Here is a 19,764-nt window from a genome sequence, read left to right on the forward strand (position 1 = left end):
CAACGAGAGGAACGGGTCCCGGCCCCGCCTGGCGGCCCGGTCAGTCCCCCGCGCGCAGGGCGGCGCGGGCCGCTTCCAGCACCGTGGTCCGGTATGCCGCGCCGAACAGGCACACGTGCACGAGCAGCGGGTGCAGCTGGTGCAGCGGGATGCGGCCCCGCCAGCCCGCGGCCAGGGGCGCGGCGTGGTTGTAAGCGTCGCGGACCCGGTCCAGGTGCGCCAGCCCGAACAGCGACAGCATCGCCAGGTCCGCCTCGCGGTGGCCGCCGTGCGCGGCCGGGTCGACCACCACCGCGCCGTCGTCCTGCCAGATCACGTTGCCGTTCCACAGGTCCCCGTGGATCCGGGCGGGCGGTTCGGGCTCGCCCGCGAGCCGTTCGAGCACGTCGAGGACCTTCTCGACGAGCCGCACGTCGGCCGGGGTGAGCGCGCCCCTGTCGGCGGCGCGGCGCAGGTAGGGGATGACGCGGTACTCCGCGTAGAACTCCGGCCACGACCGCGTCCGCGTGTTGTCCATCGGCAGCGGTCCGATGAAGCCGTCCCAGTCCGCCCCGAAGGAGTCCGCCCCCGCCAGGTGCATGGCGGCGAGCTGGTGGCCGAACCGCTCGGCGGCCTCGGGGGTGGGCGGGCGCTCGTCCACCCAGGGCAGCACCAGCGTGCGCTCGTCCCAGCCGGCGACCCCGGGCACCGGGGAGCCGAACGACCGCCCCAGCCAGTCCAGGCCCAGCGCCTCGGCGCGGAAGAGCCCGTCCAGGCGGCCGCGCCCGTCCGCCGCGGCCTTGACGAACAGGAGCGTCCCGTCCGCGAGCCCGACGCGGTGCAGCTCCCATTCGTGGCTCGTCCCCAGCAGGGCGTCCGAGACGGCCTCGCGGCCGGTCAGTTCGACGACCCGGGTTGCGACGGGGTCCACGCGCCCTCCTCGGTCGATCCGGGTCAGTCCGTTCGGAGCAGCGCGACGAGGTCGACGGTCAGGCCCTTGGCCGCGAACTCGATCATGTTGAGCACGGTGGTGAAACCGTCGTCGCCGCCGTAGTAGGGGTCGGGCACCTCCGGGTTGGGGCCGACCCCCGGGGCGAAGGAGCGGAACAGCCGGACGCGCGCCGCCGCCCCGTCGTCGGGGGCGAGCCCGCGCAGGTCGTCGAGGTTGTCGACGTCCATGGCCAGGACCAGGTCGCGTTCGGCGAACCACTCCTGGTCGAACCGGCGGGCGACGTGCCCGCCCGGGTAGCCGTGCGTCCGGAGGGCCGCGGCGGCCCGGGGGTCCATGTCCGCGCCGACGTGCCAGTCGCCCGTTCCCGCGCTGTCGACGCGCACCGCGTCGGCGATCCCGGCCCGCTCCAGGTGCGCGACCAGGATCTTCTCCGCCATCGGGGAACGGCAGATGTTGCCCAGGCACACCACGCAGACGCGGTACGGACCGGCGGGGTCACGGGGTTCGGGCAGGCTCATGGGTTCAACCGTAGCCGAGAACCCGGCGGGCGCGGGGTTCCGCCCGCCCGCGCCTCCTCACCCCCTGGGCAGGCGCACCACGGTGACGAAGAAGTCGTCTATCTGGCGGACCACCCGGATGAACTGGTCGAAGTCCACGGGCTTGGCGACGTAGGCGTTGGCGTGCAGCTGGTAGCTGCGGATGATGTCCTCCTCGGCCTCGGAGGTGGTGAGCACGACGATCGGGATGCGCGCCAGGTCCTCGTCCTGCTTGACCTCCTGGAGGACCTCGCGTCCGTCCTTGCGGGGCAGGTTGAGGTCGAGCAGGATCAGGTGCGGGCGCGGAGCGTCGGCGTACTCGCCCTCGCGGCGCAGGAAGCGCAGCGCCTCCACACCGTCGGAGACCACGTGCAGACGGTTTCCGACCTTGTGCTCCTGGAACGCCTCCTTGGTCATGAGGACGTCGCCGGGGTCGTCTTCGACCAGCAGCACCTCGATGGGTTGCACCATGCGAACCTCGCTCAATCCTCAGAACCTTCTCAACTGTCGGCGCCCGCGGAGGCCTGCTCCGACGGCGCGGGAACCGGCGCCGACTCCTCGTCGGCGGGCTCCTCGTCCTTGTCCACGTCCATGGGCAGCGACCAGCAGATCCGGGTTCCCGGCTCGTCAGGGTCGGAATCGGAGTCCAGCCAGATGCGTCCGCCGTGGAACTCCACGATCTTCTTGCACATGGCCAGGCCGATCCCCGTGCCGCCGTACTTGTCGCGCGTGTGCAACCGCTGGAAGATCACGAAGATGCGCTCGGCGTACTGCGGCTCGATGCCGATTCCATTATCAGCGCAAAAGAACACCCATTCCGCACCCTCCTGTCGCACACCGATGTGCACGCGTGACGGTTCGTCACCGCGGAACTTGATCGCGTTGCCGATCAGGTTGAAGAACACCTGGGTCAACAGCGTCTTGTCTCCCTGGAGAACGGGAAGCTCGTCGCCGGTGACGACGGCTTCGGCCTCCTCCAGCGCGGATCCCAGGCTGTGCAGTGCGTTGCCGAGCGCCTCGTTGAGGTCGACCGTGGTGAAGTTCTTGGTCCGGCCGACCCGGGAGAAGGCCAGCAGGTCGTTGATGAGGGTCTGCATGCGCTTGGCGCCCTCGACCGCGAAGTCGATGTAGGAGTCCGCGCGCTCGTCCAGCTGGCCCTGGTACCGGCGCTGGAGCAGCTGGCAGAAGCTGGCCACCTTCCGCAGCGGCTCCTGGAGGTCGTGCGAGGCGACGTAGGCGAACTGCTCCAGTTCCAGGTTGGAGCGGCGCAGCTCCTCGGTCTGGCGCTCCAACAGCTCGGACTGCTCCTGGAGGGTGCGCCGGGCCGTGCCGACCTCGTCGAGGTCGTGCACGATGCGCTCGCGCATGGCGTCCACGTTGCGGCCGACCCGCTCGATCTCGGGCGGGGCCTCCAGCTCGATGCGGTGGGCGTAGTAGCCGTCCGAGACCTGCTGGAGGTGCCGTCCCAGCTCGTCCAGCGGGCGCAGCACCCAGTGCTGCAGCATCACCCAGAGGAACCCGCACAGCACCACGATGACGATGCCGATCAGGATCAGCAGCGCGGCCAGCTGCTGGGTGGACTCGGCCAGGTCCTGCTCGGCCTCGACCAGTTCGGCGGTGATGCGGCCCTGCGCGGTCCTGGACGCCTCACGGAGTTCGGAGAAGCGCTCCTCGCCCAGCTGGGAGTCGGCCGGGGTGAGCTGCTCGCCCGTCCGGAGCTTGTCCAGGACCGGCTCGGCGAAGTCGGTGTTCCACGCCTCGCCCGCGGCCAGCAGCGCCTCGAGGTCCGAGTCGATCTCGGGGTTGTCCCCGGCGACCGACTCCAGCTGCTGCCGGCTCTCCGGGAGGGTGCGCAGCCCCTGCTCGTAGGGGTCGAGGGAGTCGAGCACCCCGGTGGCGGCGTAGCTGCGGACCCCGTTGTCCTGGTTGTAGTAGGCGGCCATGGCCTGGTGGACCGCGCTCTGGGCCGGGGTGAGCTGCTCCACCTGGCGGACCACCGCCTCGCGCGCCTGCAGAGCGGTGAAGACGATGGTGGCCACCGAGGCGATCAGGACGACGCCGACCGCGATCAGCAGCACGGTGACGCGCCGCCGCAGCGACCAGGGCCTGGTGAGGGGACCCCCGGTGACGGGAGTCGCCCCGGTCCGGGAGTCGGTGTGCGGGTTCACGTGGTCATTCCCCATGGGTGACGAGCAGCATCGCGACGTCGTCCTGGAGCGGGCCGCCGTTGTGCTGCTCGGCCTCGTTGACGAGGCGTTCGGGCAGTTCGCCGACCGGGACGCCCGCGGCGAGGACGCCGCCGACGATGCGGGCCAGCCCGGTGACCCCGAGCCGCTCCGTGCCGTCCCCGCCGTCGTAGGCGTCGACCAGGCCGTCGGTGTAGAGCATGAGGGTGGCGCCGCGCGGGAAGTGGAAGCACTCGACCTCCGCCTCGGGCTCGGGGAACATCCCCAGCGGCGGGCGTGGAACGGCCCGCACCTCGGTGACCTCGTGGGTGAGCACCAGAGGCGGGGGGTGGCCGAACAGCCTGATGCGCGGCGCCTCGGACCCCTTGTCGAGGCTGATCTGGCAGAGCGTGGCGTACATCTCCTCCTGGGTGCGCTCCGAGACCAGGATCTCCTCCAGCGTGGGGAGCAGCTGCTCCTCGGCGACGCCGCCCATGACCAGGGCGCGCCAGGCGATCCGCAGGTGCACGCCCAGGGCGGCCTCGTCCGGGCCGTGCCCGCTGACGTCACCGATGATGACGTGCGTGGTGCCGTCCTTGTCCACCGCGTCGAAGAAGTCCCCTCCGACGAGGGCGCGCTTGCGGCCCGGCCGGTAGAAGGAGCGGGGGGCCAGGGGGGAGCGGTCGAGCAGGAGCTGGGGCAGCAGGCCGCGTTCCAGGCGCATGTTCTCGCGGGCGTGGAGTTCGGCGTCGCGCAACTGGCGCGCGTTCTCGTCGGAGCGCTGGCGCTCCACCGAGTAGCGCAGGCTCCGGGCCAGCAGGGAGCCGTCGACCTGGCCTTTGACGAGGTAGTCCTGGGCTCCCGCGGCCACCGCGGCGACGCCCTCGTGCTCGTCGTCCAGCCCGGTCAGGACGACCACGGCGGCGTTGCCCGCGGAGGTGAGGACCTCGCGCAGCAGCTCCATGCCGGAGGCGTCGGGCAGGTTGAGGTCCAGGAGGACGCAGCCGCGGAACGTCGGCAGGTGCCGTCGGGCGGCGGCGAGCGTCTCGACCCAGGTGATGTTCGCGCTCAGCGCGGTCTCGCCGAGGAACTCCTCGACAAGGAAGGCGTCTTGGGGGTCGTCCTCGATGAGCAGGACGTCGACCGGCTCATCGGGTTCCCGAATGAGCGCGGCCCCCGCCTCTGGGGGGTCCGGCGGCTCGTGCCCTGTTTTCCTAGTGTCCACACATCGCCTCTACGTCGACCAGATTCTTCAGCGCCCAGAAGCGGATTCCTCGGGGCTCCCGGCGCCCGGGGGTTCCCTCCGTCCGATATCGGCGTGCCGGGTGCCTGGCGGGGCGAGCTCACCGGGGGTCGCGGTCGTCCGGTCCGGTGCTCCGTCGCCCGGACCGGGTCGCGGACAGTTCGTGCCACCCGAACGATAATGGCCCGGCTCCTCGGACCGCCAGCGGCGGGGGCGGGGGACCGTCCACCATCCGGTTCGAGGACTCACCGGCTGCCGGGCTCATGGGACACCGCGTCGTCCATCGTGGCCAGAATACCCGCCCGCCCGCCCGGACACGGGGGCGCGGGTCGGACTGCCGTGGCCGGTATCGGCGGACCGATTCACCTCCGGCGCTTTTCATGACGGAACGTCACGAACCCCCGCGCGAAGGTGATCCCGGCGCCGCGGCGCCGGGCCCGCGTCCGGTCTCCGCGCCGGGATCCGGGGACTCGCCCGCCGCGGCACCGCCGCGGCGCCGCGTCCCGTGCCACGATAGACGCCATGCCCAAGATCTCCGCCCCGACCATCGCCGCGCACCGCGCCCGGGTCCTCCAGCGGGTCCTGGACGCGGTGGCCGAACTCACCCGCGTCCAGGGGATCGACGAGATCTCCATGACCGATGTGGCCGTCGCCTCCGGCGTCACCCGCACCGCCCTGTACAACTACTTCCCCGACAAGCCCGCGCTGCTGCTGGCCTTCACCGAGCGGGTCACCGCCGACTTCATGCGGCGCTGCCAGGAGGACCTGCCCCGTGACATGTCGGCGGCGCGGCGGCTGGCCCGGTTCGTCCGCTTCCAGCTGGAGGGCGTCGTCGAGCACCCGCACCCGGCTGCGGCCGAGCTCGGCGCGAGCCTGGGGCCGCACGTCCACCAGGCGCTCGCCGACCACGTCGCGCCGATGCAGCGGCTGCTGACGGAGATCCTGCAGGAGGGCCTCGACGCCGGCGAGTTCGACGGGGTGCCGCCGGAACCCACCGCCAAACTGATCCTGGCCCTGATCGGCTCCCAACGGGTGCCGCTGCTGCGCGGCGAGGCCGATCTCGCCCAGGCGTACTCCCTGGTGACCGGTTTCACCCTGCGCGCTCTGGGAGCGGACCGCGAGGAGGCCCTGGTGGCCGCCTCGCTCCCGGAGTGACGGTCCCGGCTCCGGGCCGGACACGGCCGCCCGTGAGCGGATCAGCGAGCGGCCGCGCCCCGCGCCAGGGTGGCCGCCAGCGCCGCCGCGGCCATCGTCCCGGTGAACGCCGCGGCCACCGAGAGCGCCCTGCGGCGCTGGAACCGGAACCGGGCGCGGGCCACGGCCCGCTCGCGCTCGGCCGCGCCGAACCGCCCCGCGCACAACCTCGGGTCGAGCTCCAGCCGGTACCACAGCCGCGGCCAGGGACGCAGGTCGCGCACCGGGACGGCGCGCACCGACGCGTCGGTGAGCCGCCTGGCCAGGCCGCCGACCGAACGGCGCGGCTTCGGCCGCGCCTCGCTCGGGACCTCGGGCAGCACGACCGGTTCGGGCCCCGTGTAGCGCAGCTCCCCGGGAGCATTGTGCAGCAGCTCCGCCAGCAGCTGGGCGCAGGCGCGGGCGTCCCCCAGCGCGGTGTGCTGCCCGGTGGGCCAGTCCCCGCCGAGGGCGTGGCTGGCGCGGGCCAGCGAGTAGCGGTCCAGTCGGACCTGGGAGCGCAGCGTGCGCAGCGTGCACAGCCCCGGGAGCCCCGAGGGGAGCCCGGCCGGGACGAACTCGCCGGCGAGGAAGGCGTCCTCGAAGTCGAGGTTGTGGCCGACCAGGACCGCGCCGGAGAACAGCGCGCTCAGCTCCCCCACGAGTTCGGCCGCGCGCGGGGCCCCCACCACGTCGCCGTCGGCGATGCCGTGGAACTCCTGGCCGGTGACGACGACGCGCGGGTCGACGAGCGTGGTGAACTCGCGCAGCACCGTGCCGTCCCCGCGCATGCGCACAACGGCGATCTCGCAGACCCTGGCCCCCTGGTCGGGGTGCAGACCGGTGGTCTCGACGTCGACCACGGCGTACTCCAGGTCGAGCGCGCGGCGCCCGTCGCGGCACCGGGTCAGCGCCCCCATTCGCACTGCCTCGCGGCTCGCGCGCTCCTCGTACAGCACGTGTTCGTCTCCTCACCTCGTCCGGCCCACCGCCTCGCGCACCCGAGGACGGACCAAGGCCTGACCTTACCCGCAGCCAGTGACGGGCTCTCCTGCCCGATCGGCGCGCCCGGCGCGTTCCGCCGAGCCGGTCACAGACATCGGGGGACGGGGCCGAAGTCACACATTTCATCGATGAGGATGGGATGACCCTTTTCGTTTCGCTTCTGGTTACGGAGTCCTGATGCCCAAGACCGTCTCGCCCTCCCACGTCCCACTCGTCGAGGTGGTCCGCTCGGGATTCCGTGAGGGCGTGCACTACGGAACCGTCGTGGGACTGACCTCGGACGGCGCGGTGGGATACGCCCGCGGCCCCGTGGAGGCGGCCGTGTTCCCCCGATCGGCCGCCAAGCCCTTCCAGGCGCTGGGCTCCCTCCGCGCCGGCGCCCGGATCTCCGGTGCGCAGGTGGCGATCGCCGCCGGCAGCCACAGCGGCCAGGACATCCACGCCGACAACGTCGTCCGGACCCTCGCCGACGCCGGACTGGGCGTCGACGACCTGGGCTGCCCCGCCGACTGGCCGCTGGACCGCGGGGTCCGCGACGCCCTGCTGCGCGCGGGCGGCGCGCCCCGCAGGGAACTCATGAACTGCTCCGGCAAGCACGCCGCGATGCTGGACGCGTGCGTGCGCGGGGGCTGGAGCACGGCCGACTACCTCTCCTCCGAGCACCCCCTCCAGGTGCTGATCCGCGAGACCGTCGAGGAGGTGTGCGGCGAGCCCGTCGCGCACACCGCCGTCGACGGGTGCGGCGCCCCTCAGTTGGCCGTGTCGCTGACCGGCCTCGCGCGCGGCTTCCAGGCGATGGCCCGCGCGCCGGAGGGCTCGCACGAGCACACGGTGCTGGCCGCCATGCGGAGGTTCCCCGAGTACGTGGCGGGCCCGGGCCGGGTCGACACGGTCCTGATGCGCTCGCTGCCGAGAGCCGTCTCCAAGATCGGCGCGGAGGGCGTCATCGTGGTGGCGGCCGCGACCGGCGAGACCGTCGCGGTCAAGATCAGCGACGGCGACCCGCTGACCCGCGCCCGCACCATGGTCGCGCTGCGCGCCCTGGCCGAACTCGGCGTCTCCGTCTCGGCGGTGTCCGAACTCCTCAGCGAGGACGTCTACGGCGGCGGGGCCCCGGTGGGCACGATCCGGCCGCTGGACTGAGAGCCACCGGAAACAGAGCCGCCCCGGCCGGTGTTGTCGATCACGGGAGGACGGGAACCCGCCGGGCCGCGCCCCGGTTGGTACGTTCGGCCCGGACGCGCGCGGGAGCCGCGCGCGACGCAACGACCTGCGGAGCGCTATGAAGACAATCGTCGTCGCCGGTGCCGGGGCGGCCGGCCTCACCACCGCCGAGTCACTGCGGGAGGCCGGCTTCGACGGGACGGTCACCCTGGTCGGCGAGGAGCGGCACCGCCCCTATTCGCGTCCTCCGCTGTCCAAGGAGGTCCTCACCGGAAAGGGATCGCCCAAGAGCCTGCCGCTGCGCGAGGAGTCGGCGTTCGACGCCCTGGGACTGGACCTGCGCCTGGGCGTGCGGGCCACCGCGCTGCGCCCCTCCGAACGGGCGGTGGAGCTCTCCGACGGCACCGTCCTGACCGCCGACGGCGTGGTCGTGGCCACCGGGGCCCGCGCCCGGCGGCCCGCCGGCGGCCTCGCCGGGACGCACGTGCTGCGCACCCTCGACGACGCCGAGGCCGTGCGCGCCGGAATCCTGGAGCACCGGCGCGTCGTGGTGATCGGGGCGGGCTTCATCGGGGCCGAGGTCGCCGCCAGCGCGCACGCGATGGGCGCGGACGTCACCCTGGTCGAGGCCGCGGCCGCCCCGCTGACCCGGGTCATGGACCCCAGGGTGGGCGCGGTCCTCGCCGAGCTGCACCGCGACAACGGCGTCGACCTGCGGCTGGGCGCACCGGTGAGCGGGATCGAGGGTGACGGACGAGTGGAGCGGGTGCGCCTGGCCGACGGCACCGCCGTGGAGACCCCCCTGGTGGTGGCGGGCCTGGGCGTGCGCCTGAACACCGAGTGGCTGGCCGGGTCCGGGGTGGAGCTGGACGCCGAGCTGGGCGGGGTCCGCTGCGACGAGTACTCGGCGACGTCGGTGCCCGGCGTGTACGCCGTCGGCGACCTGGCGAGCTGGCCGCACCCCCGCTACGGCGGCCGGATCCGCCTGGAGCACTGGACCAACGCGGGTGAGCAGGCCCGGGTGGCGGCGCGCAACCTGCTGGCCGGGAACGGCACGCGCGAACGCCACACCCCGGTGCCCTACTTCTGGTCGGACCAGTACGGGATGAAGGTCCAGCTCCTGGGCCAGGCCGCTCCCGCGGACAGCGTGGAGGTCGTGCACGGCTCCCCCGAGGACCGCAAGTTCGTCGCCTTCCTCGGGCGCGACGGTCTCCTCGTGGGCGTCCTGGGGCTGCGCTCCACACCCAAGGTCATGCGCTACCGGCCGCTGCTGGCGGAGACCACCACCTGGGAGGACGCCCTGGCCGCCGCCGGGCGCCCGGTTCGGTGAGTCAGCCCTCGACCCTGATCGCCTGCTTGGGGCACATCCGCACGGCCTCCTCGACCCTGTCGCGGAGCTCCTCCCCCGGGGTCTCCTGGAGGACGTACAGGTAGTCGTCGTCCCGGACCTCGAACACCTCCGGCGCGATCCCCACGCACACGGCGTTGCTCTCGCACCGGTCGAAGTCGACGTTCACCCTCATGTGCCGCTCCTCACTCCCTCGGTGACGGGACCGAGCCTAGCGTCAGAGCCGCGGTCGGACGGTCGCCGACCGTGACCGGCCTCCGCTGCGGGGCGGCCATCCCGGCGTGTACCCGGCGATGGCCGCCCGTTCGGCTACTCCGCCGCGAACCGGTCGGTCGCCTCGATCAACCGATGCAGGATCCCGGGCTCCGTGAACGCGTGACCGGCGTCGTCCACCAGGTGGAACTCCGCCTCCGGCCACGCCCTGTGCAGGTCGAAGGCGGTCTTGGCCGGGGTGCACACGTCATAGCGCCCCTGCACGATCACCCCCGGGACGGAGGCGAGCTTGCCCGCGTTCTCGATGAGCTGGCCCGGTGTCAGGAACCCCCCGTGCACGAAGAAGTGGTTCTCGATCCGGGCGAATGCCAGCGCGTACTCGGGCTCGGCGTGCGTGGCGCGCAACCGCTCGTTCGGGCGCAGCGTGACGGTGGACCCCTCCCACACGCTCCACGCCAGGGCCGCCTCCAGGCGCACCCGGCGGTCCGGCGCGTTGAGCCGCTCGGCGTAGGCGCCGATCAGGTCGTCACGCTCGGCCTCGGGAATCGGCGCCAGGTACTTCTCCCACGCTTCCGGGAAGAGGAAGGACGCCCCGCTCTGGTAGAACCAGCGCAGCTCCTCGTTGCGCAGGGTGAAGACTCCGCGCACGATCAGCTCGCTGACCCGCTCCGGGTGCTGCTCCGCGTAGGCCAGTGCGAGCGCGCTGCCCCACGAGCCGCCGAACACCTGCCACCGGTCCACCCCCGCCATCCGGCGCAGCCGCTCGATGTCCTCGATCAGGTTCCAGGTGGTGTTGCTGTGGAGCTCGGTGTCCATCTGGCCCGCGTGCGGGGTGCTGCGCCCGCAGTTGCGCTGGTCGAACAGCATGATGCGGTACCGGTCGGGGTCGAACAGGCGGCGGTGGTCGGAGGAGCAGCCCGCCCCCGGCCCGCCGTGGAGGAAGACCACCGGCTTTCCGGCGGGGTTACCCACGAGCTCCCAATAGATCCGGTTGCCGTCGCCCACATCGAGCATCCCGCTGTCATACGGCTCGATGGGCGGATACAGCGTGCGCATGGAAAGCGCCCTTCTTTCAACGAGGCTGGGTGGTCGTGCACAGGGCCGGGCGTCGGGGGAGGATCGGTACCGAAACCGGTCGGGGATGCGGCTCCGGTCGGGGCCGGACCACCCGCGGCGGCTTCCACGGCGGTGATCATCACCCCGACGCGCGAGTCGGCGAGTTCACGCGTGCGGTCACGGGCGGCTCCGGCTCGGACGGTGCCGAAGTCGCCCGATCCCCCCATGACCCCGAACGGAGCCGTCCCACCGGCGCGGTCCGGGAGTCCGACACGGGGGCGGCGGGGCGGGGGACGGGACGCGTCCCCGGAGCCGCCGCGCGAAGCCGCGGGGTGCGGGCTTCCGGGAGGCCCTTCCCGGAACACGGTCCGGGGGATCGAGCCGGTCGGCGCGCACCGCGGTCCGAACCGGATCGGCAGACGACGGGGCAGCGCGCCTGCCTGTGCGGTCCCGCTCCGGGGCCGTCCCGCGGTCCGGCCGCCAAGCGTCCCGACCGCCGCGCAACTCGTCCATCGGACTCATCCTAGACTCACCGGCCCGGCCTCCCGGTGTATCGGGAACACTCCGCGAAGCAATGGGCCTCGTCACAGTTCTCCGGGCCACCGCAATAGTCGCGCGCTCTTCCGCGTTAGGGTTTTCGGTGAGTGTCCGTCGAAGCACGCTTTCGCGCCCCAGCCACGAGCAGCGAAGGCGCCGGGTTCGTCACCGGCCACCGCGCGACCCACCACCGCCGCGGGCCGGGGGGCCCACCACCCGTTTTCCCCGCCGGGGCCACCGCCCCCACCGGAGACCGGAACGCGAACCGCGGCGGGTCCGCCCAGAGTCCCGCAAGGGTTTCCTCTCGGCAGGCACCGAGCCCACCAGGGGATGAAGGATAAGGAATCCATGCCGAGTACCAATGACACACGCGTCGTCAGCTACCAGCCGCTCGTCGCCCCGCACGACATCCTGGCCGAACTGCCGTTGGGCCCCGAGCGCACCGCGCTGGTCGAGGGCGCCCGCGCCGAGGTCAAGCGCGTGCTCGACGGGGAGGACGACCGGCTGCTCGTCATCGTGGGCCCGTGCTCGGTGCACGACCCCGTCTCCGCTCTGGAGTACGCCCGCCGCCTCAAGGCGCTGATCCCGAACGTCGGCTCCGAGCTGTGCGTGGTCATGCGGGTCTACTTCGAGAAGCCGCGCACCACGCTCGGCTGGAAGGGCCTGATCAACGACCCGGGCCTGGACGAGAGCTTCGACGTGCACCGCGGCCTGCGCGCCGCCCGCAAGCTGCTGCTGGACATCGGCTCGCTCGGCATCGCCTCGGGCACCGAGTTCCTCGACCCGATCACGCCCCAGTACATCGCGGACGCCGTGGCCTGGGGCGCTATCGGCGCGCGCACCACCGAGAGCCAGGTGCACCGCCAGCTCGGCAGCGGGCTGAGCATGCCCGTGGGCTTCAAGAACGGCACCGACGGCGACGTGCAGGTGGCCGTGGACGCCTGCCGCGCGTCCGCCGGTCCGCACACCTTCTTCGGCGTCGACCCCGACGGCCTCGGCGCGGTCGTGACCACCTCGGGCAACCAGGACTGCCACGTCATCCTGCGCGGCGGACGCTCGGGCCCCAACTACGGCGCCGCCGACGTGAACGCCGCGCTCGACGTCGTCGAGGCCGCGGGCCTGCCGCGCCGCATCATGATCGACGCCAGCCACGCCAACAGCGGCAAGGACCACCTGCGCCAGCCGGGCGTGGCCGAGGCCATCGCGGCCCAGGTCGCCGAAGGCCAGACCGGCATCACCGGCGTGATGCTGGAGAGCTTCCTCGTGGCGGGCGCGCAGGAGCTCGGGGACCCGGCCACGCTCACCTACGGGCAGAGCATCACCGACAAGTGCATGAGCTGGGAGACCACCGAGGGCGTCCTGACGGGCCTGGCCGAGGCCGTGCGCAGCCGCCGCAAGACCGTGGGCTGAGCGCTCCCGCGCCGCACGTCTTCCGAGGCCGCGCCCCTTCCGGGGGCGCGGCCTCCCGGTTCTGGGCTCCGGCACGGCGCACTGCTAGGCTGGGGACACTCGACGACCCCGTGCGGGAGAGCGTCCGCAGCAGCCAGCGCGGACCGCCGAAGGAGCAACCCCTCCCCAGAGAACCTCTCAGGCGCTACGGACCGCACGGGCAAGAGCACTCTGGAAAGCAGGAGCCTGTGACAGGCGCCTCGCCGAAGGTGCAAGCCGCCCGCGCGGCGAAGCTCTCAGGCAAAGATGACAGAGGGGGAGGATGGCAATTGGTAGCTTCGTTCGCGTCCATCCTCTTCCAGGAGTGCCCATGAGTCAGGCTCCAGTCGGCGGCGCCCGCAGAACCCCGCTGCACGAGGTCCACGAGGCGCTGAACGCCAGCCTGGTCGACTTCGCCGGATGGCTGATGCCGCTGCGCTACGGCAGCGAGAGCGCCGAGCACCGGGCGGTCCGCGAGGCGGCCGGCCTGTTCGACCTCTCCCACATGGGGGAGATCCTGGTACGCGGCCCGCAGGCCGCCGAGTTCCTCGACTACGCGCTGGTCGGACAGCTCTCCGCGGTCGGCGTGGGCCGCGCCCGCTACACCATGATCACCGCCGACCACGGCGGCGTGCTGGACGACCTCATCGTGTACCGGCTGGCGGAGGAGGAGTACCTCGTCGTCGCCAACGCCGCCAACAGCGACGCCGTCCTCGACGCGCTGGTCCTGCGCGCCGACGGCTTCGACACCGCCGTCACCGACGAGTCCGCCGAGTACGCGCTGATCGCGCTCCAGGGCCCCGGCTCCACGCGGATCCTGGCCCCTCTCACCGACGCCGACCTTGCCGCCGTCAAGTACTACGCCGGGTACCGGTGCACCGTCGCCGGGCACCCCGTGCTGCTGGCGCGCACCGGCTACACCGGCGAGGACGGCTTCGAGCTCTTCGTCTCCCCCGAATCCGCCACCGCTGTCTGGGACGCCCTGGCCAAGGCCGGGGAGCCGCACGGCCTCCTCCCCGCCGGGCTGTCCGCCCGCGACACCCTGCGCCTGGAGGCCGGGATGCCGCTGTACGGCAACGAGCTCAGCCTCGACCTCACCCCCTACGAGGCGGGCCTGGGCCGCGTGGTCAAACTCGACAAGCCCGGCGACTTCGTCGGCCGCGCCGCGCTCACCGCCCGCGCCGAGTCCGGTCCCACGCAGACCCTCGTGGGCCTCGTGGGCCGCGGCCGCCGCGTCCCCCGCAAGGGGTACGGCGTGCTGCGCGACGGCGTACCCGTCGGAGCCATCACCAGCGGAGCCCCCTCCCCCTCCCTCGGAAAGCCCATCGCGATCGCCTACATCGCCGCCGGAACCGACCTGTCCAGCGGCGAGTTCGCCGTGGACGTGCGCGGCCGCGCCGAAGTGGTGGACGTGGTGGAGCTGCCGTTCTACAAGCGGGACAGGTAGCAGGCCTCCCGCACATGGTGTGTACCGTCCGCCACCGCCGAGCAGCGGCGGGGCGGAGCCGGTCGGGGTGGCGCACGGCAGCGGGCGCCCCTGCTGAATAATGGACAACACTCCTGGAGAGTTGAATTGAGCGTTCCCGCGGAGCTGGGCTACACCAAGGAGCACGAGTGGGTGGCCATCAGCGACGACGTCGCCACCATCGGCATCACGGCCTTCGCGGCCGAGGCCCTGGGCGACATCGTCTACGTTGAGCCCCCCGAGGTGGGGTCGACCGTCACCGCAGGCGACAGCTGCGGCGAGGTCGAGTCCCACAAGTCGGTCAGCGAACTGTACTCGCCGGTCAACGGGGAGGTCGTCGATGTCAACCAGACAGCGGTGGACAACCCCGAGCTGATCGGCTCCGACCCCTACGGCCGGGGCTGGCTGTTCAAGGTGGAGCTCTCCGAGGAGCCCGCCGATTTGCTCACCCCGGAACAGTACACGCAGCTCACCGAAGGCGAAGGTTAACTTTTCATGACCGCCGAGAGCACCATGCTCAACCAGACGCTGGCCCAGCTCGACCCCGAGGTCGCGGCCGCAGTCGATTCCGAACTCGCCCGCCAGCGCGACACCCTGGAGATGATCGCCTCCGAGAACTTCGCCCCCCAGGCCGTCCTGGAGGCGCAGGGCACGGTCCTGACCAACAAGTACGCCGAGGGCTACCCCGGCCGCCGCTACTACGGCGGCTGCGAGCACGTCGACGTGGTCGAGCAGCTCGCGATCGACCGCGCCAAGGCGCTGTTCGGCGCCGACCACGCCAACGTGCAGCCGCACTCGGGCGCCCAGGCCAACACCGCCGTGTACTTCGCGCTGCTCAAGCCGGGCGACACCATCCTGGGCCTGGACCTGGCGCACGGCGGGCACCTGACCCACGGCATGAAGCTCAACTACTCCGGCAAGATCCTCAACGCCGTGGCCTACCACGTGCGCGAGTCCGACGGCACGGTGGACTACGACGAGGTCGAGTCGCTGGCCAAGGAGCACCAGCCCAAGATGATCATCGCGGGCTGGTCGGCGTACCCGCGCCAGCTGGACTTCGCGCGCTTCCGCGAGATCGCCGACCAGGCGGGCGCGCTGCTCATGGTGGACATGGCGCACTTCGCGGGCCTGGTGGCGGCCGGCCTGCACCCCAACCCGGTGCGGTACGCCGACGTCGTGACCACCACCACCCACAAGACGCTGGGCGGGCCCCGCGGCGGGCTCATCCTGGCGAAGGCCGAACTCGGCAAGAAGATCAACTCGGCGGTGTTCCCCGGCATGCAGGGCGGTCCGCTGGAGCACGTGATCGCGGCCAAGGCCGTGGCGCTCAAGGTCGCGGCGAGCGAGGAGTTCGCCGACCGCCAGCGCCGCACCCTCTCGGGTGCGAGGATCCTCGCCGAGCGGCTGACACGGCCCGACGCCACCGAGGTCGGCGTGAACGTCCTCACCGGCGGCACCGACGTGCACCTGGTCCTGGTCGACCTGGTCGGGTCCCGGCTCAACGGCCAGGAGGCCGAGGACCGGCTGCACGAGATCGGCATCACGGTCAACCGCAACGCCGTCCCCAACGACCCGCGGCCGCCGATGGTCACCTCGGGGCTGCGCATCGGCACGCCCGCGCTGGCCACACGCGGTTTCGACGACGCCGACTTCGCCGAGGTCGCCGACATCATCGCCGAGGCCCTCAAGCCCGAGTTCGACGCCGGTTCGCTGCGCGCCCGCGTCAGCGCGCTCGCCGCCAAGCACCCGCTCTACCCCAACCTGTAGCGCGGTCCTCGGGGGCCTTCGCCTTCCGGGGTGTCAAGGGGGCTCGGCCACAAGCCGGCCCCCTTCGTCTTTCGGTCCGCCCTCGACCAGGGCGCGAGGAGGGGATCGCGATGTCGATCAGCGTGTTCGACCTTTTCACGGTGGGGATCGGGCCTTCCAGCTCGCACACCGTCGGCCCGATGAAAGCCGCCCGCGCGTTCGTCGACGGACTGCGCGCCCAGGGCCTCCTGGCGGACGTCGCGCGCGTGCGCGCGGAGCTGTACGGCTCACTGGCGCTGACCGGCAAGGGGCACGGCAGCGACTCGGCGGTCGTCCTCGGCCTTCTCGGCCAGGCCCCTGACGGCGTGGACGTGGACGCCGTCCCGCGCCTGCTCTCGGACGTCGCCGAAAGGGGGCGGCTGGCGCTGGGCGGCGAGCACGAGATCGCGTTCGCCCCGGGGGACGACGTGGTCTTCCGGCGCCGGGAGAGTCTGCCCGGCCACCCCAACGGGATGCGGTTCACCGCGTTGGACGCCTCGGGCTCCGAACTGCGCGCCGAGGTCTGCTACTCGGTGGGCGGCGGCTTCGTGGTGGACGAGAAGGCCGTCGGCTCCGACCGGATCAGGACCGACGACACGCCGCTGCCCCACCCGTTCGCAACGGCCTCGGAACTGCTGGAGCTGTGCCGCGGGACCGGCATGTCGGTGAGCGCCCTCATGCTCGCCAACGAGACCGCGTTCGGCCGCTCCGCCGACCAGGTGCGCGCCGGGCTCCTGGAGATCTGGCGGGTGATGCGCCAGTGTGTGCGGCGCGGCGTCACCACCGAGGGGACCCTGCCCGGCGGGCTGCGGGTGCCCCGGCGCGCGCACCGGCTGTACCGCCAGCTCGGCGGGGCCTGCGACGCGTCGGGACTGCTGCGCCCGGACACCGCGCACGAGACCGACCCGATGCGCGGCAGCGACTGGGTGACCCTCTACGCGCTGGCCGTGAACGAGGAGAACGCCGCGGGCGGCCGGGTGGTGACCGCGCCCACCAACGGCGCGGCCGGCATCGTGCCCGCCGTCCTGCACTACTACACGCACTTCAGCCCGGGGGCCGGGGACGAGGGCGTCGTCCGGTTCCTGCTCACCGCGGGCGCGATCGGCATCCTGTTCAAGGAGAACGCCTCCATCTCCGGCGCCGAGGTGGGCTGCCAGGGCGAGGTGGGGTCGGCCTCCTCGATGGCCGCCGGAGGACTGGTCGAGGCGCTGGGCGGCACTCCCGAGCAGGTGGAGAACGCCGCCGAGATCGCCATGGAGCACAACCTCGGCCTGACCTGCGACCCCATCGGCGGCCTGGTCCAGGTGCCGTGCATCGAGCGCAACGCCCTGGCCTCGGTCAAGGCGATCGCCGCCGCCAGGATCGCGCTGCGCGGCGACGGCAGCCACTTCGTCTCCCTGGACAAGGTCATCGAGACGGTCCGCACCACGGGCCGCGACATGTCCGACAAGTACAAGGAGACGAGTCGCGGCGGGCTGGCCGTGAACGTCATCGAGTGCTGACCGATCGACGGTCCTGACGTCAGCGCCCTGCGGTGTCCGTTTCGGGGGGCGCTGACGTCGAGATCATCGAAGGCGGCGGCTGCGCGGATCCGGCGGTCAGGCCCCGGTGCGGGACGGGGGCACGAGTGGTCGGGTTCCCGGAGCGGGCGAAGCGGCCCGCTTCCGTCCTCCCGGACGTCGGAACCGGCCTCACCGGCCGTGGAAACCCGGTGAATGAATAATTATTCAGCCCTGTATGTCGCCTAATGAGACTCAACTAGGACTTTGTCCGTATCGCCCATCCCCTTACCTCCGATAAGTGAATGTTATCGGCGGTGAGAAAAGGCTTCGCGGCGCAATCGAGGCGAGCAGGATCGCTACGGCAGCCGGCGGTGGAACGGTCCGGAAATCACGGAAAGGCCGTGGGAGCGCCGGTGGGGCGGTCGACCGCGCTTTCCTCCACCAACCGTCGGCCTCCCGGGGGAGAGCCTCGCGCGGCGAAACCGCGGAAGGACCGCGCCCTCCGACGAAAGCGCGGTCCTTCCGCGGTTTTCCGTCCGCGCCGGCGTTGTCCGTCATCGGCGCGGTCCATGAGGCCTTCGAACGCATCCCCCGTTCCCCCGCTGGCCACAGGTCGATCCCAACGCTGCGGCCGGGCCGCTGACCGGCTTGTCGCCCCTTCCGTCTGTACCCGGTCCGCTCCCCGCACGGGTGCCGGGGGATCGTTCAGGGCCTGCGGTCGTGAAAGGTGCGGCGGAGGTCGGTCACCCAGGCGTCGGGGTTCTCCCAGGGGATGAAGTGACCGCCGTGGTCGTGGGCGTTGACGTTGACGTGGTTGAACCAGTCACTCTGCGGACCGGCCCTGAACGCCTGGACGCGCTCGGCGGCGGTGTGGACGCCGGGCGGGTTCTCGTAGGTGACGAAGGTGAGGCCGACCGGGGCCCGCACGATCGGGGTGAGGTCGTGGGAAGGAGTCCAGGGGTAGCGGTTGGCGTTGGCGTAGTAGCGCATCGACGTGGCGATGGAGTTGTTCGCCCAGTAGATCGTGGCGTGGGTGAGCAGGTCGTCCTTGGTGAAAACGGATTCGATGTCGCCGCCGTTGTCGCTCCAGGCGTTCCAGCGCTCCAGCAGCCAGGCGAGCAGTCCGGCGGGTGAGTCGCTCAGCCCGTGGGCCAGGGTGGCGCCGTCGAGCATGTGCACGGCGAGATGGCATGCCGAACGGTGGTCCAGCTCGACGATCCGGGCGCGGACATCGGCGGGCTGATCGTCGGTGAGGGGGCGGTTCCGGGCGAAGTCCCAGGCCCGGGGGCCGCTGAAGAAGTCGAGCGGTAGTCCCGAGCCGATGTGGATGCCGTACAGCTCGTCGGCGTACTTGTGACCGAGCTGACTGGAGACGATCCCACCGATGTCGCAGCCCCCGGCGGCGTACTTCTCGTACCCCAGGGCCTCGGTCATCAGGGTGTGCCAGAGGTCGGAGACCTTCCAGAAGTTGACGTCCGGAAAGCCGGCGAGCGGGCCGGGGAACCCGAAGCCGGGCAGAGACGGCACGATGACGTCGAAGGCGTCGGCGGGGTCACCGCCGAACGCGGCCGGGTCGGCGAGCGGGTCGATCACCTTCGACCAGTGCCAGAACGTCCACGGCCAACCGTGGGTGAGGATCAGCGGGATCGGGTGGGGGCCGCGGCCGGGCTTGCGCATGAAGTGCACCGGGACACCGGCGACGCTCACCTGGTAGTGCTCGTGGACGTTGATGGCGGCCTCGGCCCTGCGCCAGTCGTAGCCGTCCCGCCAGTAGGCGACCAGCTCACGGAGATAGCTGTCGGGGACGCCGTAGGACCAGTCCTCGTTCCCCTCGTCCAGCGGTGGACGGGTCAGGGTGAGGCGGGTCCGCAGGTCATCGAGAACCTCGTCGGGGACGTGGATCGGAACAGGCTCCAGGGGAAAGGCGTGTGGGGCGTTCATCGCGTGGCTCCTTACCGGGATGTGGCGCCGGCCTGCCGGGCGGCGAGCCGTGATGTCTTCCGCCAGGATTCTCCAGCCACCGATCCACCGGCAAACGACGGGCTCGGCGAACCCGGAGGTTCCGGCGGCCACCGGTGCCGGCCCGGCCGGACACCCCCGGACAGCGCGAGAACGGTCGGACCGGTGCCGGGGCACGCCGATCCACATGCTCCCCACGGCAGTTCGGTCGGCGGGCCGCTGCTGTGGCCCTCCGGCCAGCCGCGGCCGTACTG

The 19,764-nt window shown here is 72.1% G+C and carries 17 protein-coding genes and 2 riboswitches; of the genes, 8 read left to right on the forward strand and 9 right to left on the reverse strand.

Annotated features, from left to right (window positions below):
- Window positions 1–40: 40 nt before the first annotated feature.
- Genes EV190_RS19935 through EV190_RS19955 form a run of 5 tightly spaced genes read right to left on the reverse strand, consistent with a single transcriptional unit; the run spans window position 41 to window position 4,797 of the window.
- On the reverse strand, window positions 41–910 hold the full coding sequence (locus EV190_RS19935; protein ID WP_133743123.1) for a fructosamine kinase family protein: 870 nt from the start codon (window positions 908–910) through the stop codon (window positions 41–43).
- 23 nt (window positions 911–933) lie between these two features.
- Window positions 934–1,449, reverse strand: a complete 516-nt coding sequence (locus tag EV190_RS19940; protein WP_133743124.1) for a low molecular weight protein-tyrosine-phosphatase — start codon at window positions 1,447–1,449, stop codon at window positions 934–936.
- A gap of 57 nt (window positions 1,450–1,506) precedes the next feature.
- On the reverse strand, window positions 1,507–1,938 hold the full coding sequence (locus EV190_RS19945) for a response regulator (RefSeq protein WP_133743125.1): 432 nt from the start codon (window positions 1,936–1,938) through the stop codon (window positions 1,507–1,509).
- Between the two features lie 29 nt (window positions 1,939–1,967).
- Window positions 1,968–3,650: a sensor histidine kinase gene (locus tag EV190_RS19950; RefSeq protein ID WP_133743126.1), complete on the reverse strand. Its 1,683-nt coding sequence runs from the start codon at window positions 3,648–3,650 to the stop codon at window positions 1,968–1,970.
- Window positions 3,640–4,797, reverse strand: coding sequence for a PP2C family protein-serine/threonine phosphatase (locus EV190_RS19955; RefSeq protein ID WP_133743150.1), 1,158 nt, complete (start codon window positions 4,795–4,797; stop codon window positions 3,640–3,642). Before EV190_RS19955 ends, EV190_RS19950 begins: the two co-directional genes overlap by 11 nt.
- 600 nt (window positions 4,798–5,397) lie before the next feature.
- Between EV190_RS19955 and EV190_RS19960 the strand changes: the two genes are divergently transcribed.
- Window positions 5,398–6,030 carry a TetR/AcrR family transcriptional regulator gene (locus EV190_RS19960; protein WP_133743127.1) on the forward strand — a complete coding sequence of 211 codons (633 nt, stop codon included), beginning with the start codon at window positions 5,398–5,400 and terminating at the stop codon, window positions 6,028–6,030.
- 41 nt (window positions 6,031–6,071) lie between these two features.
- On the opposite strand, the gene EV190_RS19965 is transcribed toward EV190_RS19960, so the two are convergent.
- Window positions 6,072–7,007: a 3'-5' exonuclease gene (locus EV190_RS19965; protein ID WP_394345540.1), complete on the reverse strand. Its 936-nt coding sequence runs from the start codon at window positions 7,005–7,007 to the stop codon at window positions 6,072–6,074.
- 223 nt (window positions 7,008–7,230) lie between these two features.
- On the opposite strand from EV190_RS19965, the gene EV190_RS19970 reads away from it, so the two are divergent.
- Window positions 7,231–8,196 carry an asparaginase gene (locus EV190_RS19970; RefSeq protein WP_133743128.1) on the forward strand — a complete coding sequence of 322 codons (966 nt, stop codon included), beginning with the start codon at window positions 7,231–7,233 and terminating at the stop codon, window positions 8,194–8,196.
- A 139-nt stretch (window positions 8,197–8,335) separates the two neighbouring features.
- A complete protein-coding gene (locus EV190_RS19975) occupies window positions 8,336–9,547 on the forward strand; it encodes an NAD(P)/FAD-dependent oxidoreductase (RefSeq protein ID WP_133743129.1) in 1,212 nt (403 codons plus the stop codon).
- Between the two features lies 1 nt (window position 9,548).
- Here EV190_RS19975 and EV190_RS19980 read toward each other — a convergent pair whose 3' ends face one another.
- Both EV190_RS19980 and pip read right to left on the reverse strand, forming a co-directional pair.
- On the reverse strand, window positions 9,549–9,740 hold the full coding sequence (locus EV190_RS19980; RefSeq protein ID WP_133743130.1) for a ferredoxin: 192 nt from the start codon (window positions 9,738–9,740) through the stop codon (window positions 9,549–9,551).
- A 134-nt stretch (window positions 9,741–9,874) separates the two neighbouring features.
- Window positions 9,875–10,834: a prolyl aminopeptidase gene (gene pip / locus EV190_RS19985; RefSeq protein WP_133743131.1), complete on the reverse strand. Its 960-nt coding sequence runs from the start codon at window positions 10,832–10,834 to the stop codon at window positions 9,875–9,877.
- A gap of 885 nt (window positions 10,835–11,719) precedes the next feature.
- On the opposite strand from pip, the gene EV190_RS19990 reads away from it, so the two are divergent.
- The 5 genes from EV190_RS19990 (at window position 11,720) to EV190_RS20010 (ending at window position 17,551) form a co-directional block, all read left to right on the forward strand.
- A complete protein-coding gene (locus EV190_RS19990) occupies window positions 11,720–12,781 on the forward strand; it encodes a 3-deoxy-7-phosphoheptulonate synthase (RefSeq protein WP_133743132.1) in 1,062 nt (353 codons plus the stop codon).
- Between the two features lie 103 nt (window positions 12,782–12,884).
- A riboswitch (glycine riboswitch) is annotated at window positions 12,885–12,985 on the forward strand.
- Window positions 12,986–13,083, forward strand: a riboswitch (glycine riboswitch).
- 47 nt (window positions 13,084–13,130) lie between these two features.
- Window positions 13,131–14,246, forward strand: a complete 1,116-nt coding sequence (gene gcvT, locus EV190_RS19995) for a glycine cleavage system aminomethyltransferase GcvT (RefSeq protein ID WP_133743133.1) — start codon at window positions 13,131–13,133, stop codon at window positions 14,244–14,246.
- A gap of 126 nt (window positions 14,247–14,372) precedes the next feature.
- On the forward strand, window positions 14,373–14,753 hold the full coding sequence (gene gcvH / locus EV190_RS20000; protein ID WP_133743134.1) for a glycine cleavage system protein GcvH: 381 nt from the start codon (window positions 14,373–14,375) through the stop codon (window positions 14,751–14,753).
- 6 nt (window positions 14,754–14,759) lie between these two features.
- A complete protein-coding gene (gene glyA, locus EV190_RS20005; RefSeq protein WP_133743135.1) occupies window positions 14,760–16,031 on the forward strand; it encodes a serine hydroxymethyltransferase in 1,272 nt (423 codons plus the stop codon).
- A 110-nt stretch (window positions 16,032–16,141) separates the two neighbouring features.
- On the forward strand, window positions 16,142–17,551 hold the full coding sequence (locus EV190_RS20010; RefSeq protein WP_133743136.1) for an L-serine ammonia-lyase: 1,410 nt from the start codon (window positions 16,142–16,144) through the stop codon (window positions 17,549–17,551).
- A 705-nt stretch (window positions 17,552–18,256) separates the two neighbouring features.
- Here the strand turns inward: EV190_RS20010 and EV190_RS20015 are convergent.
- Window positions 18,257–19,492, reverse strand: a complete 1,236-nt coding sequence (locus EV190_RS20015; RefSeq protein WP_133743137.1) for an epoxide hydrolase family protein — start codon at window positions 19,490–19,492, stop codon at window positions 18,257–18,259.
- Window positions 19,493–19,764 lie beyond the last annotated feature (272 nt).

The organism is Actinorugispora endophytica, assembly GCF_004363075.1.
Classification (GTDB): domain Bacteria; phylum Actinomycetota; class Actinomycetes; order Streptosporangiales; family Streptosporangiaceae; genus Actinorugispora; species Actinorugispora endophytica.

Excerpts from the sequence above, each read along its gene's own strand:
- EV190_RS19940 (WP_133743124.1), bottom strand. The coding sequence starts at position 1,449 with ATGAGCCTGCCCGAACCCCGTGACCCCGCCGGTCCGTACCGCGTCTGC.
- EV190_RS19945 (WP_133743125.1), bottom strand. The coding sequence starts at position 1,938 with ATGGTGCAACCCATCGAGGTGCTGCTGGTCGAAGACGACCCCGGCGAC.
- EV190_RS19950 (WP_133743126.1), bottom strand. The coding sequence starts at position 3,650 with ATGGGGAATGACCACGTGAACCCGCACACCGACTCCCGGACCGGGGCG.
- EV190_RS19960 (WP_133743127.1), top strand. The coding sequence starts at position 5,398 with ATGCCCAAGATCTCCGCCCCGACCATCGCCGCGCACCGCGCCCGGGTC.
- EV190_RS19970 (WP_133743128.1), top strand. The coding sequence starts at position 7,231 with ATGCCCAAGACCGTCTCGCCCTCCCACGTCCCACTCGTCGAGGTGGTC.
- EV190_RS19975 (WP_133743129.1), top strand. The coding sequence starts at position 8,336 with ATGAAGACAATCGTCGTCGCCGGTGCCGGGGCGGCCGGCCTCACCACC.
- EV190_RS19980 (WP_133743130.1), bottom strand. The coding sequence starts at position 9,740 with ATGAGGGTGAACGTCGACTTCGACCGGTGCGAGAGCAACGCCGTGTGC.
- pip (WP_133743131.1), bottom strand. The coding sequence starts at position 10,834 with ATGCGCACGCTGTATCCGCCCATCGAGCCGTATGACAGCGGGATGCTC.
- EV190_RS19990 (WP_133743132.1), top strand. The coding sequence starts at position 11,720 with ATGCCGAGTACCAATGACACACGCGTCGTCAGCTACCAGCCGCTCGTC.
- gcvT (WP_133743133.1), top strand. The coding sequence starts at position 13,131 with ATGAGTCAGGCTCCAGTCGGCGGCGCCCGCAGAACCCCGCTGCACGAG.
- glyA (WP_133743135.1), top strand. The coding sequence starts at position 14,760 with ATGACCGCCGAGAGCACCATGCTCAACCAGACGCTGGCCCAGCTCGAC.
- EV190_RS20010 (WP_133743136.1), top strand. The coding sequence starts at position 16,142 with ATGTCGATCAGCGTGTTCGACCTTTTCACGGTGGGGATCGGGCCTTCC.
- EV190_RS20015 (WP_133743137.1), bottom strand. The coding sequence starts at position 19,492 with ATGAACGCCCCACACGCCTTTCCCCTGGAGCCTGTTCCGATCCACGTC.